Origin of the sequence: Thalassospira povalilytica, assembly GCF_002844235.1 — a bacterium.
Taxonomy (GTDB): domain Bacteria; phylum Pseudomonadota; class Alphaproteobacteria; order Rhodospirillales; family Thalassospiraceae; genus Thalassospira; species Thalassospira povalilytica.
This window is the reverse complement of record NZ_PGTS01000001.1, coordinates 969,372-983,613: the sequence shown is the minus strand read 5'-3', so window position 1 is coordinate 983,613 and position 14,242 is coordinate 969,372. Positions and strand designations below refer to the sequence as shown.

General features: G+C 55.1%; 14 protein-coding genes. 9 read left to right on the top strand and 5 right to left on the bottom strand.

Annotated elements, in window-relative coordinates; genetic code table 11:
- Together CU041_RS20800 and CU041_RS04260 are read left to right on the top strand one after the other, a co-directional pair.
- A partial coding sequence (locus CU041_RS20800) for a hypothetical protein (protein WP_212733763.1) occupies positions 1 to 362 on the top strand: 362 nt, incomplete at its 5' end.
- Positions 363 to 560: 198 nt separating this feature from the next.
- Positions 561 to 1,856, top strand: coding sequence for a M23 family metallopeptidase (locus CU041_RS04260; RefSeq protein ID WP_228196493.1), 1,296 nt, complete (start codon positions 561 to 563; stop codon positions 1,854 to 1,856).
- Between the two features lie 233 nt (positions 1,857 to 2,089).
- Here the strand turns inward: CU041_RS04260 and CU041_RS04255 are convergent, their stop codons facing one another.
- Both CU041_RS04255 and cyaY read right to left on the bottom strand, forming a co-directional pair.
- Complete coding sequence (locus CU041_RS04255; protein ID WP_068519707.1) at positions 2,090 to 3,886, bottom strand: ABC transporter transmembrane domain-containing protein; 1,797 nt, start codon at positions 3,884 to 3,886, stop codon at positions 2,090 to 2,092.
- Between the two features lie 46 nt (positions 3,887 to 3,932).
- Positions 3,933 to 4,265, bottom strand: coding sequence for an iron donor protein CyaY (gene cyaY / locus CU041_RS04250; RefSeq protein ID WP_228196492.1), 333 nt, complete (start codon positions 4,263 to 4,265; stop codon positions 3,933 to 3,935).
- A gap of 278 nt (positions 4,266 to 4,543) precedes the next feature.
- On the opposite strand from cyaY, the gene rpmE reads away from it, so the two are divergent.
- Both rpmE and CU041_RS04240 read left to right on the top strand, forming a co-directional pair.
- Positions 4,544 to 4,768, top strand: coding sequence for a 50S ribosomal protein L31 (rpmE, locus tag CU041_RS04245; RefSeq protein ID WP_068519706.1), 225 nt, complete (start codon positions 4,544 to 4,546; stop codon positions 4,766 to 4,768).
- Positions 4,769 to 5,025: 257 nt separating this feature from the next.
- On the top strand, positions 5,026 to 6,846 hold the full coding sequence (locus CU041_RS04240; RefSeq protein WP_101245845.1) for an adenylate/guanylate cyclase domain-containing protein: 1,821 nt from the start codon (positions 5,026 to 5,028) through the stop codon (positions 6,844 to 6,846).
- 159 nt (positions 6,847 to 7,005) lie between these two features.
- Here the strand turns inward: CU041_RS04240 and CU041_RS04235 are convergent, their stop codons facing one another.
- Together CU041_RS04235 and CU041_RS04230 are read right to left on the bottom strand one after the other, a co-directional pair.
- A complete protein-coding gene (locus tag CU041_RS04235; protein WP_068519704.1) occupies positions 7,006 to 7,455 on the bottom strand; it encodes a DUF1465 family protein in 450 nt (149 codons plus the stop codon).
- Between the two features lie 502 nt (positions 7,456 to 7,957).
- A complete protein-coding gene (locus tag CU041_RS04230) occupies positions 7,958 to 8,152 on the bottom strand; it encodes a DUF1192 domain-containing protein (protein ID WP_101245844.1) in 195 nt (64 codons plus the stop codon).
- 214 nt (positions 8,153 to 8,366) lie between these two features.
- Here CU041_RS04230 and CU041_RS04225 point away from each other — a divergent pair, with 214 nt between their 5' ends.
- The 3 genes from CU041_RS04225 to CU041_RS04215 all read left to right on the top strand — a co-directional run bounded on the left by CU041_RS04225 (position 8,367) and on the right by CU041_RS04215 (position 11,340).
- Entirely contained in the window at positions 8,367 to 9,374 is a 1,008-nt protein-coding gene (locus CU041_RS04225; protein ID WP_233432998.1) for an NAD(P)H-quinone oxidoreductase, read from the top strand.
- Between the two features lie 308 nt (positions 9,375 to 9,682).
- Positions 9,683 to 10,363 carry a DUF1013 domain-containing protein gene (locus CU041_RS04220; protein ID WP_068519701.1) on the top strand — a complete coding sequence of 227 codons (681 nt, stop codon included), beginning with the start codon at positions 9,683 to 9,685 and terminating at the stop codon, positions 10,361 to 10,363.
- A 167-nt stretch (positions 10,364 to 10,530) separates the two neighbouring features.
- Positions 10,531 to 11,340 (top strand): DeoR/GlpR family DNA-binding transcription regulator, encoded by an 810-nt coding sequence (locus CU041_RS04215; protein WP_068519700.1) that lies wholly within the window; start codon positions 10,531 to 10,533, stop codon positions 11,338 to 11,340.
- 27 nt (positions 11,341 to 11,367) lie between these two features.
- Here CU041_RS04215 and CU041_RS04210 read toward each other — a convergent pair whose 3' ends face one another.
- The gene (locus CU041_RS04210) at positions 11,368 to 12,267 is read right to left on the bottom strand and encodes a LysR family transcriptional regulator (protein ID WP_101245928.1); all 900 of its coding nucleotides are present in this window, start codon (positions 12,265 to 12,267) and stop codon (positions 11,368 to 11,370) included.
- Positions 12,268 to 12,366: 99 nt separating this feature from the next.
- Here CU041_RS04210 and CU041_RS04205 point away from each other — a divergent pair, with 99 nt between their 5' ends.
- Together CU041_RS04205 and CU041_RS04200 are read left to right on the top strand one after the other, a co-directional pair.
- The gene (locus CU041_RS04205) at positions 12,367 to 12,936 is read left to right on the top strand and encodes a GNAT family N-acetyltransferase (RefSeq protein WP_101245842.1); all 570 of its coding nucleotides are present in this window, start codon (positions 12,367 to 12,369) and stop codon (positions 12,934 to 12,936) included.
- Entirely contained in the window at positions 12,933 to 14,189 is a 1,257-nt protein-coding gene (locus CU041_RS04200) for an MFS transporter (RefSeq protein ID WP_101245841.1), read from the top strand. The genes CU041_RS04205 and CU041_RS04200 overlap by 4 nt, the downstream gene beginning before the upstream one ends.
- The last annotated feature ends 53 nt before the right edge of the window (positions 14,190 to 14,242 follow it).

Sequence of the window (14,242 nt, the reverse complement as noted above, 5' to 3'; positions counted from 1 at the left end):
CCTTTTTTGGAAAAAACTGCAGGAAAAATGCAAAAACATCACATGTGCGAAAAAGCACCGGAAACGGGCCAAAACAGATCACCGACCATTGGTTGAAATGGGCACATGACTTTTACACAGCACCCTCGAATGCAAGCCCGCCCGCCATCGAAACCTGGCGCGCCATTGCCACCGGCTCAGACGGTATTCGGGGCACATATATATGTATGCAAATCGATGCGGGCATTTTGCGATCCGCAAGGGCTGATTTCCCGGCGGATCGGCACGGGAAAAAGTGGCAATTTCAGCAGGCTGCCGATCTGCCTTGTTCTTGCCATTGTCGACTGGCATCTCAGCGCCGCCCATCAAGAGCAATGGCCTGAAAAACCTTCAACGGTTCGTAAAGGAAATCGCGCCATTATAATCCCATGGGAACGGATATGGTCGCTGCGAATTCGCGTTTCACATCGCTTGAGCTTTTATGTATAAGGTTTGAGCCGATGTTGCCACGAAGAGCAACGGGCTTGAGCGAACTGGTTATTGGTTATTAGGGGAGTTCTACGGCAATGGCCGGAAGAGACTTGGTTTCTATTGCTACTGTTATGGCAATTCTGGGGGGAACGGCCGGATATCTGTTATCCGATCATTATTCCAACGCCACAGATACTGCCCTTTCTGCCAGTGCAGCCGAAAGCAATGTTATGACCTCCCCGGTCGGGAGCGTAACCGAAACGGCAAGCATCCCCGACATCGAACCACGCCGCGAAACCGTGATCCTTGAAAAAGGATCCAACCTTATGGCGACCCTTACCGCAACCGGGCTTGAACGGACCGTGGCCTATAACGCCATCGAGGCGCTGCGCGATGTTTACAATCCGCGCAAATTGCGGGCCGGTCAGGAGTTTGATCTTGTCTATTCCGCGCCGATGGAAGACAGCATCGAGCTTCTTGACGAACTGAGCTTCCAGCCTGACCCCGAGACCATTGTTTCCGTGTCTCGCACCGATAGCGGTTTTGAAGCGTCATCTGACAAGATCGAATTAACCACCAAAAAGAATGTCGCATCGGGCACCATCGAGCAGAGCCTGTTTCTGGCCGCCGAACGCAATGGCGTACCGATCCCGGTGCTGATGAGCCTGATCGAGCTTTATTCCTATGAAGTCGACTTCCAGCGTGACATCCAGCCGGGTGACAGCTTTGAAGTGATGTATCAGGAACTTGAAAACGACAAGGGCGAGCGCGTGCGCTATGGCGATCTGCTTTATGCGAGCATGACGCTGAGCGGCCATGAAGTGCGTCTTTATTCCTATACCGACAGCAATGGCGAAACCGACTTCTATAATCAGAAGGGGGAATCCTATCGCCGTGCCCTGATGCGTACGCCGATCAATGGCGCGCGTCTGTCTTCCGGTTTTGGCAAGCGCAAGCATCCGATCCTTGGCTATACCAAAATGCATAAAGGCATCGATTTTGCCGCGCCGCGCGGAACGCCGATCTTTGCCGCCGGTAATGGAACGATTGCCAAAATCGGTCGCAATGGCGGTTATGGCAATTACATCCGCATCCGCCACAATGATTCCTATGAAACCGCCTATGCCCACATGAAGGGCTTTGCCAAGGGGCTGAAACAGGGATCGCGCGTCAAGCAGGGCGATGTGATCGGCTATGTCGGGACCACCGGCGCTTCGACCGGTCCGCATCTGCATTACGAGATCCTGAAAAACAACGCCCAGGTCAACCCGATCCGCGTCAAGATGCCCAGCGGCAAAAAGCTTAAGGGGGATGAGCTAAAAACCTTCCTGGCCGATGCCGACATCCTGCGCAAGCAATATGCCGAGCTGTCGCTTGATAACCGCAAGATCGCCAGCGCCCAGTAAGCATCATCGCACAATCGCATCGCAAAAAGCCTGCCCGTTTTATCGGAGCAGGCTTTTTTTATGTTCGGGATACAGGAACGGGATACGTCAGCGGGCAGTACAAGTGCCGATGTACCCGAGGATGCTGGCGGGCTGATCAGACCGCCCTGCCCGATATAAGGGTAAGGGCAGCGACGTCTGCCTGATAGCAGCGGGAACTTTCGCCGGGTCAGTCCTTAAACGTCGAGATCGGATCAGGCTGCGTCGCGGTCGAATTGCAGTTTGGCAAGACGGCCATAAAGCGGTGATGCTTCGAGCAGTTCCTGATGGGTGCCAATCGCGACCAGCTTGCCATCATCAATCACCGCAATGCGATCCGCATGCAGTACCGTTGCCAGACGGTGGGCGATGACAAGGGTGGTGCGGTCCTTCATGATGGTTTCAAGGGCCTGCTGGACCACCTGTTCGCTTTCGGCATCAAGGGCACTGGTGGCTTCGTCAAGCAGCAGGATCGACGGATTGCGCAGGATGGCACGGGCGATCGCGATACGCTGACGCTGACCACCGGAAAGCCGGACCCCTTTTTCCCCAAGATAGGTATCAAAACCATCCGGCAGACGATCAAGGAATTCGCTGGCATGGGCGGCATCGGCCGCAGCGCGGACATCCGCATCACTGGCATCGGGTCGGCCATAGCGAATATTGTCCCAGGCATTGGCGGCAAAGATCACCGGATCCTGGGCAACAAGGCCAAACCGTTCACGTACCGCAACCGGGTCAGCCATGCGAATATCGACACCATCAACACGAATGGTGCCCTTTGCCGGATCGTAGAAGCGCAACAGCAACTGGAACACGGTTGTCTTGCCAGCCCCCGACGGCCCGACCAGGGCAACGGTTTCGCCGGGTTTGACCGAAAGCGTCAATCCTTCGAGGGCCGAACGATCCGGACGAGCCGGATAATGGAAGGTGACATCTTCGAAGCTGACATGCCCCTGATGAGGGACAGGCATCGGCTGTGGCGTTTCGGGGGCGGCAATCCGCGGTTCGGTTTCAAGCAGTGCAACAAGGCGTTCCGCCGCCCCGGCTGCGCGTTGCAGATCACCGATCACTTCGCTGATCGCACCGACCGAGCCCGCCACCACCACGGCATAGAAGACAAAGGCGGAAAGTTCCCCGGCCGAGATGACCCCGTCAAGAACATCATGCCCGCCGATCCACAAGATGGTGCCGACCGCACCAAACACCATGACAATGACAATGGCGGTCAAAAGTGCCCGGGCCGAAATACGGGCCACGGCCGTTCTGAACGCGCCTTCGACATGATCGTTGAAGCGTTTGCTTTCGATATCTTCGTGGGTATAGGCCTGAACCGTGCGCAATGCATTGAGGGTTTCTTCGGAAAAGGCACTGACATCGGCAATCCGGTCCTGGGATTCGCGTGACAGGCGACGCACCCGACGGCCATAGCCGACAATCGGCACCACTACCAGCGGCACCACCAGCAGGACCAGTGCTGTCAGCTTGGGGCTGGTGATTGCCAGCATCGTCAAACCGCCGACAAACATCAGCGCATTGCGCAGCGCGATCGAAACGCTCGATCCGATGACCGATTGCAAAAGCGTGGTATCGGTCGTCAGCCGCGACAGAACTTCACCGGTACGGGTGACTTCAAAGAATTCCGAATCCAGCCGGACGATGTGACGATAAACCGCAGAACGGATATCGGCGACCACCCGTTCACCAATCCAGGACACCAGGAAAAAGCGCATATAGCTGGCGCCAGCCAAAAGCAGGGTCACCGCAAACAGCACAAAAAGCGCGCGATCAAGCAACCCGCCATCACCGTCGGCAAAGCCTTCATCGACCAGCATGCGCAGACCATTGCCCAGCGCCAGCACGGTTCCCGATGCCGTCACCAGCGCAATTAGCGCACCGATCAGCTGTAATCGATATTTCAGAACAAACGGAACAATGGCCCGCAACGAGGACAGGTTCCGACTGGTTTCCCGGTCAATCAGTCTTGCAGAAGCAGTAGGTGTACGCGCCAAGGCCCTTTATCCCGCATGCATAGGGAACGATATAGCCGATCAGCGATCAGCCAAGATCAAGCTTGTTTCCGGTTTTCACCGCCAGATCGGCAGAAAGCTGATCATGGAGCGTGGTCGAACCGCGGGTCGAGGTCCAGGTTTCATTGTCTTCATCAAAGTCATAGTGACTTGCGCCACTGACCGGTGAGGACAACCAGACCTGACGGTTCGGGCCATGCTTGTTGATAATGAATTGTTCGCCCGAATCGAGTTCGATTGTCAGGATTCCGGATTGCAAATCGACTTCAAGGTCATCGCCCAGCGCGTCATCGATGACATCGGAAAGGGTCTCGATGGTTTCATCTGCAATCTGATGGAAGCGGGTTTCCTCAAGGGCCACAGTCTTGTTCTCCGTCTGTCGCCGGAAGCGCATCTGCCCCGGCAAGGCGATAATCAATTGTCGGCGCACCATACTATATAAAGTGTGCTGTGCAAGTATGCATAAGATACCGCTTGCGAGAAAAGCTTGAAACGTACGCGCGTGGCTGCTACATGACCGCGAGATCGCTACTGCACTCCCCTCATTTGGCGTTAATCGGATAATTCCCGGTTACAGGGGTTGCGCGAGCCGATTTTTTACACTATACACCGCGCTTCAAATTCCGGAGTGATTAGGCGATGAAAAAAGATATCCATCCCGATTACCATGAGATCACCGTTCAGATGACTGACGGCAGCACCTTCACCACGCAGTCGACCTGGGGCAACCCTGGTGACGTGATGAAGCTCGACATCGATCCGAAAAGCCATCCGGCTTGGACTGGTGTTCACCGTCTTCTGGACAGCGGCGGGCAGCTTGCGAAATTCAAAAAGCGCTTCGCTGGTTTCAATATCGGCAACTAAGCAAAGAACACATTCATGTGTTCTGTGGGATCAGCGCCCGTCGCATCTTGTTGATGCTGCGGGCGTTTTTCTTTGGCAGAACCATTGATTGCACCCTTGCTCGCACTACGAAACCTGGAATGACCATAAGGATGATCTGCCATGCAGCATATCTGGTGGTTCTCCGGGCATTTTTTTGCCATAATTCTATTTCGTTTGGATAGGGTGGCACCTGACGTGCCGCCCTCTTTGGCTTGTCAAATCGACCAGGGTTATAGATGAACCAGGTGGCGGCGCGTAACCAGGTAAGTTATGAGGTCTATATCAAAGACCGTTCAGGCCGTTGGCAGATCCACGGCCACTTTACCGGTGCGCAAAAAAAGCAGGCCGAAGAAGAGGCAAAGCAGATCGAACGCGCGAAACATGTTTCGGGCGTCAAGGTGATTCGCGAAGTCTATAACCACGCGACCAACAGCTCGGACGAGTATGTGGTCTATGAGACCCGTGGCCAGGGCAACCTTGAAAACAGCAATGCCCAAAGCCGCCCCAAAGCCAACCGTCCCGCAGCGGCCCAGAAGCCGACCGCCCCGACACCCGAGCCGACAAGGCAAACCGAAAGCAATGGCGCGGACGCCAGCAGCAGCGATGAGGCAAAGGCACCGAAACCCGCAAGCCCCAAGCGCACATCCGCGGCAGAAAGCCAAAGCATTCTTGGCTTGGCCCTTAAGATGATGATCGCGTTTTGCGTGGCCATCGCCATCGGTCTGGCGACCATGCTGGTTGCGGCCAAAGGATTGGAATATCTGCCCAATATGGGCATGCAGATCAGTCAGGGCTTTTACGACAAAGCCAATTTCATGTCCTTTACGGTCGGTTTCCTTGCCAGTGTCGTGCCGATGCTGATGGCATTAACCAAGAAGTTCAAGGGACGCGCACGCAGCAAGCCATCATCTGGCCGATCGCCAAAACCCGCGCGAACCAGCCCGGCACAGCGAAGCCGCACCCGTGGAGCATCAAACAGCACGCCATCGTCCGGATCACGGATGTCCGCCGCCGAAATGGCGGCTGAACTTGAACGCGACGGGATGGCATCCGATACAGATGATGACACCGCGGACTCCGTTCAGGATCAAACCCCAGACGCCCCGATTGATGATACGCCCGACCGGCCACTGGTCGAAACGCGTGAAATGCGTGCAACCCGCGAGCAGATGAAGAACTTCATTTCCGGATCAATGCAGGCGATCAAACGCACGGTGCCGGTTCTCGATGCCTATCACAAATTTGGCGTCAATCTGTATGTCGCAGGCGCGTGTGATGCGTGTAGCGAGAAGAATGCACTCGAACAAAGAGATGGCCGGGCCGTTTTGCGCGACTGCATTTCGGCGCTGGGCGCAAACAAGAATATGGCCGATACGTTTTGCAAGAATGTCGATGACTATATTCTTGAGCCGAAATACAAGGATATGTACGGCGCGGGCCGCGAATCGATGGATGCCTATCTGAAGGATGAGAAAAGCATCATGTCATCGGTATCGCGTGCGATAGCGAACTGGAGCGAAAAGCCCGCGGCCAATCCGCAAGGTGGCGCAGGCAAAAAGCTTCACGCGCTGATGTTTACCGACATTGTCAATTCGACGGCCAAAACCCAGGAACTGGGTGATCATGGTGCACAGCAGATGGTTCATATCCACAACCAGATTGTGCGCACCGCACTGATCAATAATTACGGCAAGGAAGTCAAACATATGGGGGATGGCATCATGGCCGTCTTCCCGTCTTCTGCCAGCTCGGTCGAGGCTGCCATTGAAATCCAGAAGAATATGGCCAATCACAACGCCACCCAGGACCTGAAATTCCAGATCCGCATCGGGATCAATGCCGGCGAAGCCATTGCCGAAGAAAACGACCTGTTTGGCAGCGTTGTGCAGCTTGCCGCGCGCGTTTGCGCCCAGGCTGGCGGGGATGAAACGTTGGTGTCAGGCAATGTCAAAAACACCTATAGCGGCAGCCGTGCGAAGTTTGTTTCGATGGGCACCCGCCAGATGAAAGGCTTTGCCGAACCGGTTGAGGTCTTTCAGGTTCAATCGCGCACCTGATCCGCATTTTTGTGGCATGGGGTTCCGTGCGGCAAAGACTTGTTGCCCGCGCTTCGGCCTCTCCCCCACACATCTACTTACATGCGAGATTGCGCCAGCGCGTCGAAGCCACGCCCGGCCGTCAAGTGATCCGTTGATGTCAGGGATTAAAACGAGCAGTCAGTTTGCACAGCGTGCGGCGACCTGTAGCTCCATGCGCGCAGTACGCATATAAAGTGCCTGTGCCCGGTCCATCAGATCCAGCAATCCCGGCGACAGGAACTGACACGCGTCACTGCGTTCTTCGAGACAAATGCGCAGATCCACCATCAGGTCATCGGTATCGATTGCTTCTTCCCAGCCGATTTCGCCTTCTTCGACAGCACGTACCGCAAGAAGCCATGCCATTGCCCGTATCAGGCGCGTGGTCATGCGCATTTCTTCCAGACAGCGGACCATGGCTTCGCCGCTGTTGTTCTTTTTACGATGCTGACTTCTGTGAGCGGCGAGATAGTTACGGGCCTCGACAAGCAGGGTAAAGGCTTCGTCATATGTCCGCGAGAAATGAACAACCGCAAAATTGCTTTGATATGACGCCTTTTCGGACGCCGGTGGATGCTCGTGTGTCATCCTGTTTATATTGGAAAGGTGCCGAACTGCTTCAAGGCACGGTTCGGCCAAATAGAAAGACCGCCCACTTGCGGGGCGGCCTCACCTCAACCTGCTAAACTTGCCGGACTTTTTAGTTTTATTTTTCTTGGTGAGCGAACTTTAGCCAGCGGTTCATAAGCGGTCAAGGCTATTCATGGCACAAATGTGACAATACGTATTAACCCGTACCCTTTTGCACATTTTACAGATGCGCACTGCCATGGCCCGCAGAACTACAAGCAATACAAGTAATTGAATATACAAGACAAAGAAAAAGAACCGCCCTAAAAGGGCGGCTCAGTTTAACAGGGAGGCATCGAAACATCACGTTCGACAAGGGGGTCAACAGATGACCCTCTATTCCACATATAAGACGGGAAGTTTAAATTTCAATTAACCCCAGGTTTAAAAAAATTATCCTCACGTCTAGTATTTGGAAAGGCCGTCAATCCTTGCTGCACCACCCGAAACTGTTTCGGACTTAACTTTTGAACAATGCCTCGGCCCCGGCATGGGCACCTTTGCGATGTTCAAGTGCCGCATCGACCCGTTTGATTTCCTGTTCCAGTGCGGTCCGGTATTCTTTCAGGCTTTCAACCGAAATGCCTTCGAGGTTGCGCGGCAGGCCAAATTCACGCTTGCTGACAATGCCAAGATCTTCTTCTTCCACACTCATCCTCCATTTCCTGCAGTCGCTTTTTTACCAACATCCCTGCCCCGGTTCGGGTAACGGGATGTCGGTTTGGCTTGTGACCTGTTAGATTTATCGCACTGGTGTCCGGACATTTTGGCGGCTAACTTGCGCCAAAGACCGGTTGACCATTTCAACAAAATTAACAGGTCCTGACCCTAGATAGGTACTAAATCCACAATTCGCCACGGAGGTCGCAATGTCGCACGCCCAATTGCCAACGAAAATGCAGGCTGTCGAAATTCGCAAGGACGCCGATGCCCCCTATCTGGCACTGGCCGAAGCCGATATTCCCGAAATCGGCGATGATGATGTTCTGGTCCGGGTTCGGGCCGCCGGGATCAACCGCCCCGATCTGATGCAGGTTGCCGGCATGTATCCGCCACCGCCGGGCGCATCCGAAATCCCGGGCCTTGAACTTGCGGGCGAGATCGTTGCAACCGGCCCAAAAGTAGGCGACTGGAAGGTCGGGGACAAAGTCTGTGCGCTGGTGACCGGTGGCGGGTATGCACAATATGCTGCTGTACCGGCGGCGCAATGCCTTCCTGTTCCCGAGAACCTTACGATGGTTCAGGCCGCGGGCCTTCCTGAGACCTTCTTTACGGTCTGGCACAATGTTTTTGACAAGGCCAAGCTGACATCTGGTGAAACATTCCTTGTGCATGGCGGCACGTCGGGGATCGGCACAACAGCGATCCAGTTGGCCAAGGCATTCGGGGCCAAAGTGATCGCAACCGCAGGCAGCGATGAAAAATGTCAGGCCTGCCGCGATCTTGGCGCCGATGTTTCAATCAATTACAAAACGCGCGATTTCGTCGAAGATGTGAAATCCGCAACCGATGGCAAGGGTGCCGATGTCATCCTTGATATGGTTGCCGGTGACTATGTAAGCCGCAATTTCAAGGCCGCGGCCTTTGACGCCCGCATTCTGATCATTGCCTTTTTGCGCGGTCCGAAGGCCGAAACCAATTTCACGCCGCTGTTGCTTAAGCGCCTGACATTGATGGGCTCCACACTGCGTGCCCAGCCGGTTGCGAACAAGGGTGCAATTGCACAGTCACTGCGCGAAAAGGTCTGGCCGATGATTGCAAACGGACAGATTGCACCAGTCATCCACAAAACCCTTCCGCTGGCCAAGGCAGAGGAAGGCCATGGCATATTGAAGGGTGGCGCACACATCGGAAAAGTGATACTGGAAGTCAGTTGATCGTTTTTGGATATCGGTCCGAACCGTTTATCGGACCTTTCCATCGCAACATGACGATGTTTGCAGATCGAAAAGAAATATTCTTTTCGCAAGTCCGCAACAGATTGTTGCATTTACCCGCACATTGATCGAAAAGAACGCAATGGCGGGTCCGACGATGCGCAGCAACCCTTGGTTCACCCCTTGGTTGCCTTTGCAGCATTGCCGGACCACCAAAAGAGATTATATTCTGGGGCATAGATTCCCGCGCTTTTTGGGCTCATACCCATTGCCGGTCTCCAGAGAGAAAGAAGGAAACAGGAGGAATTATGGCACAGCCCCTCATGCCCAAAGCAACCGCTGTATGGCTTATCGACAATACCGGCTTGTCGTTCCGGCAGATTGCCGCCTTTACCGAGCTTCACGAGCTTGAAATCCAGGCAATTGCGGATGGTGACGTTGGCCAGGGCATCGTCGGTCTTGACCCGGTTGCCAACGGGCAGCTGACCAAGGAAGAAATCGCGCGTTGCGAAAAAGACCCGCGCGAATTCCTTAAGATGGCGAAAACCGATTTGCCGCGTCCGCGCGCGCAGTCCAAAGGTGCCCGTTACACCCCGGTTTCCAAGCGTCAGGATCGCCCGAATGCGATTGCCTGGTTGCTTAAGCATCACCCGGAACTGTCGGATGCACAGGTTTGCAAACTGATCGGTACCACCAAGGACACCATCGGTAAAATCCGTGACCGTACGCATTGGAATTCCGCCAACCTGACGCCGCGCAACCCGGTGACCATGGGTCTTTGCACCGAACTTGATCTGGAAAAACAGGTCGTGATCGCACGTTCGAAGAACCCGGAAAAAATCGCCCGTGACGTCGAGCCCGATCCGCTGCCCGAAGAATTGCAGATCAATCCGGAACCGGATTATCCGGGCAAAAAGACCGAAGAGAAAAAAGAAGAGCCGAAAACTTCCGATTACATGGAAGCGGCAGAAAACCTTTTCCGGTCCTGATACGTTTCAAAAGGTCGCCCACGGGGCGGCCTTTTTTCTTTGGGTTGCCCGGCACTTATTGCATAAAGTTTGTTTCACACGATTGCCGCTAAACCGTAACGCAACCGACATATGCGCGACATACCATTCGCCTGCTTTCGAACGAACAACACCGAAGAAACGTTTCCATGCAAAAACGTCCAACTGAACGCCAGGCTGGCATTGTTGAACTTGTCCGCGCCGATGGTTTCCGCACCATTGATCAGCTTGCTGAACGCTTTGACGTCACCCCGCAAACCATCCGTCGTGATGTGAATGCCCTGTGTGACGAAGGATTGCTGCGCCGTCGCCACGGCGGCGTCGAACCGGCACTTGAACATGAAAATATCGCCTATCGGGCGCGCAAGGTTCTGAACGTCAATGAAAAGCGCAAGATTGCCGCCCTTGTCGCGCGTGAAATCCCCAACGGGGCGTCGCTGTTCTTTTCGATCGGCACCACACCGGAACTGGTGGCAAGCGCGTTGCTTCAGCATCGCGACCTGCGGATTTTCACCAATAATCTGAATGTCGCCTATGTTGCTGCAACCAATGACAGCTTTGATGTCACCCTGATTGGTGGCCGGTTGCGTAACCGTGACCGCGATGTTCTTGGCCCCGAGGTCGAGGCATTCTTTAACAGCTACAAGGTCGATTACGGGATTTTCGGCGTCGGTGGTATTGATCCGGACGGCAGTCTTCTGGATTTCGATGAACAGGAAGTCCGCGCCCGTTCGGCAATCCTCAAGAATGCGCGCAAATCATACCTTGTTGCCGATCATACCAAATTCGGCCGGAACGCTGTGGTGCGGGGTGGCTCGATCACCGATGTCAGTGCATTCTTTACCGACTGCCTGCCCCCTGATCACATCATGGCAATGATCAACCGTGCGGGCGTTACCATGCACATGCCCGAACCCAACGCGGAATTTCCGACCTTTTACGTGCCCGAAGAAGACTAGGCCGTATCGCACGCGCCCCCGCATTTGTCAGGACGACTTGCGGGTTTGCGCTGCTGCCATCAGGCTGTTGCGGACTTCGCGCAATGCCGGGGTCAGTGTTTTATCCCGGCGCATGACGATGGCCAGTTCCCGCGATAATGGCGGATTAAGCGGCCGGGTCGTAACCGGAAACTGGGTGCGGCCCAGGCGTGCGCCCATTTCCGGCAAAATTGTCGCCCCGATCCCCGCCCCGACCAGTTCCTTGATGGCTTCGACACTGCCAAGTTCCATGATCGAATGTCCGGCAACCCCGGCATCACGCAGCCAGTCATCAACAAGGGTTCTGGTCAAACCACCGCGTTCATAAAGCACCAGCGGCTGGGTTTCGAGATCCCGGGGATGAATTATATCGGGCACATCCGCATCCCCGGCAAAGATTGCCACGAACGGATCGGTCATGACCGGCATGATCGACAGGCTTCTGCCGCTGCACGGCATGGTTACCAGCCCGATATCAAGCTGGTTGTCTTCGATCGCACGGACAATGTCGCTGGTATTGCCGGTGCGCACCATGATTTCGAGCTTCGGATAGGCCCGTTGCAGTTTTTCCAGAATGGCTGGCAGAAAATAGATACAGGCCGTTGCCCCGGTGCCGATCCGCACCTGACCCGCCGGGCCATCGGCAAAGCTTGAAACCGCATCCAGTGCAGAACGGATCGATGCATCAATCCCGCCAATATGGGCCAGCAATGCCTGCCCGGCAGCAGTTGGTTCGGCCCGCTTGCCCACCCGTTCAATCAGCTTGACGCCAAGCCGTTCTTCAAGCTGGCGCACCTGCTGGCTGATCGCGGGCTGGCTCAGATTAAGTTTGGCGGCGGCTGCCGAAAAACTGCCAAGTGCGACCACATCGGCAAAGGCATGAAGCTGATCAAGATTAAGAGCACGCATATCAAACTTTTCCTTATGACATGCATAAGATTTCAAAACTTACGTTATGATAGAATTCGCCGTACTGTCTGGTCAAACAAATCAACACCGGACAATAAAATGTGCCTGACTACCAGCGGCCCGATCCCAGTTACCCGCATAACCGTGCGCGATGCATGCGATGCAGATATGGCGCACATCACCGCGATTTATCGCCACCATGTGCTGACCGGGACGGCATCGTTCGAAGAAATTCCGCCAACACAGGATGAAATCACCATCCGGTTTCATGCAATCCGTGACAAGGGAATGCCCTATCTGGTGGCGATCAATGATCGGAACATCGTCGGATATTGCTATGCCAGTTCCTATCGTCCGCGCACGGCCTATCGCCATACCGTAGAAAATTCGATCTATGTGGCCCCGGATTGCGCCGGTCAGGGTGTCGGCAGTCTTTTGATGGACCATCTGATCGAGCGTTGCGAAAACGGTCCCTGGCGTCAGATGGTCGCAGCGATCGGTGACAGCGCCAATCACGCATCGATTGCCCTTCATCGCAAATTCGGGTTTGAGCAAACCGGCGTTTTCCATAATGTCGGCTTCAAGTTTGGGCGCTGGCTTGATTCCATTCTGATGCAACGATCCCTTGGCGAGGACAAACCGGTTCTTCCCGGTCCGCTCGACAAATGATCCGTCCACGCACTGTTATTGCCCTTGGCCTTGCCCAATTGATCAGTTGGGGGACGGCCTATTACCTGATCGGGAATTTCGGTGCGATCATTGCCGCACGACATGGCTGGGACAGTGCAATCGTCTATGCCGGGTTTTCATCGGCACTTCTGGTCATGGGGATCTGTTCGTCGACATGCGGGCGGCTGATTGATCACTGGGGCGGACGACCGGTGATGCTGGCGGGATCGGTGCTTAACGCGCTTGGTTGTTTGACGCTGGCCTTTGCCGATCAGATCTTCTGGCATTTCGTTGGCTGGATCATTCTGGGCATTGCCATGCGCGCGACGCTTTATGATGCTGCCTTTGCCACACTGGCGCGCATCGGCGGTCCGAATGCCGGTCGGGCCATGGGACAGATCACCCTGTTTGGCGGGCTTGCATCCACCGTGTTCTGGCCGGTCGGTCATCTGATCGAAAGCCAGTTTGGCATCACCACCGCCCTTGCAAGCTATGCCGGATTTGCCCTTTTGACGGTTCCGCTGCATTTGATGCTGCCGCCGGCTTCGCCCAACAGTGACGATGAAACCGATACCCCCGCCCCATCTTCACCAACGGCCCATGCCCCGCCTGGTAATATCGCGGCAAATCCAAAAGCCCAAACCCGCGAAGGAACACCGGTAAACAAGCAGCTGTGCGGCATTCTCTATGCGGTGATTGTGACGGTTCTGAATGTCGTCAATGCCGCGATGTCAGCCCATATGATCGCGGTTCTGATCGGGCTTGGCCTGGGCACCGTGATTGCCATTGAAACAGCCAGTCTGCGCGGGATTGGTCAATCGATCGCACGGGCGGCCGAAGTACTGTTTGGCAAACGGCTTGCGCCAACCAGGCTGACGGTGCTGGCGACCGCGATCCTGCCGGTCTCCTTTTTGCTGGTTCTGATCGGGGATCCCCATGTGATGGCGGCGATGGCATTCACGTTTTTATATGGTGCTGCCAACGGCGTTCTGACCATAACGCGCGGGACATTGCCATTGATGATTTTCGGGCGGCGCGGATATGGACAACAGGTTGGCAGATTGCTGATCCCGGGCTTCTTTTTGTCGGCCATCGCGCCCAGCCTATATGATCAGCTGATTGCCCGTTTCGGACCGCAATCTGCGATCTGGGCATCAGCCGGGTTGCTTCTGATCGGGTTCATCAGTGCAATCGTCCTTTACCGGATCCTCACCCCCGGTCACACGCGCATCCCGATGGCAGAACAATCCTGACAGCCAGCCCTTTCACCAAGTCCGGCAACCCCGCACCGAGCTGAGCTGAACTG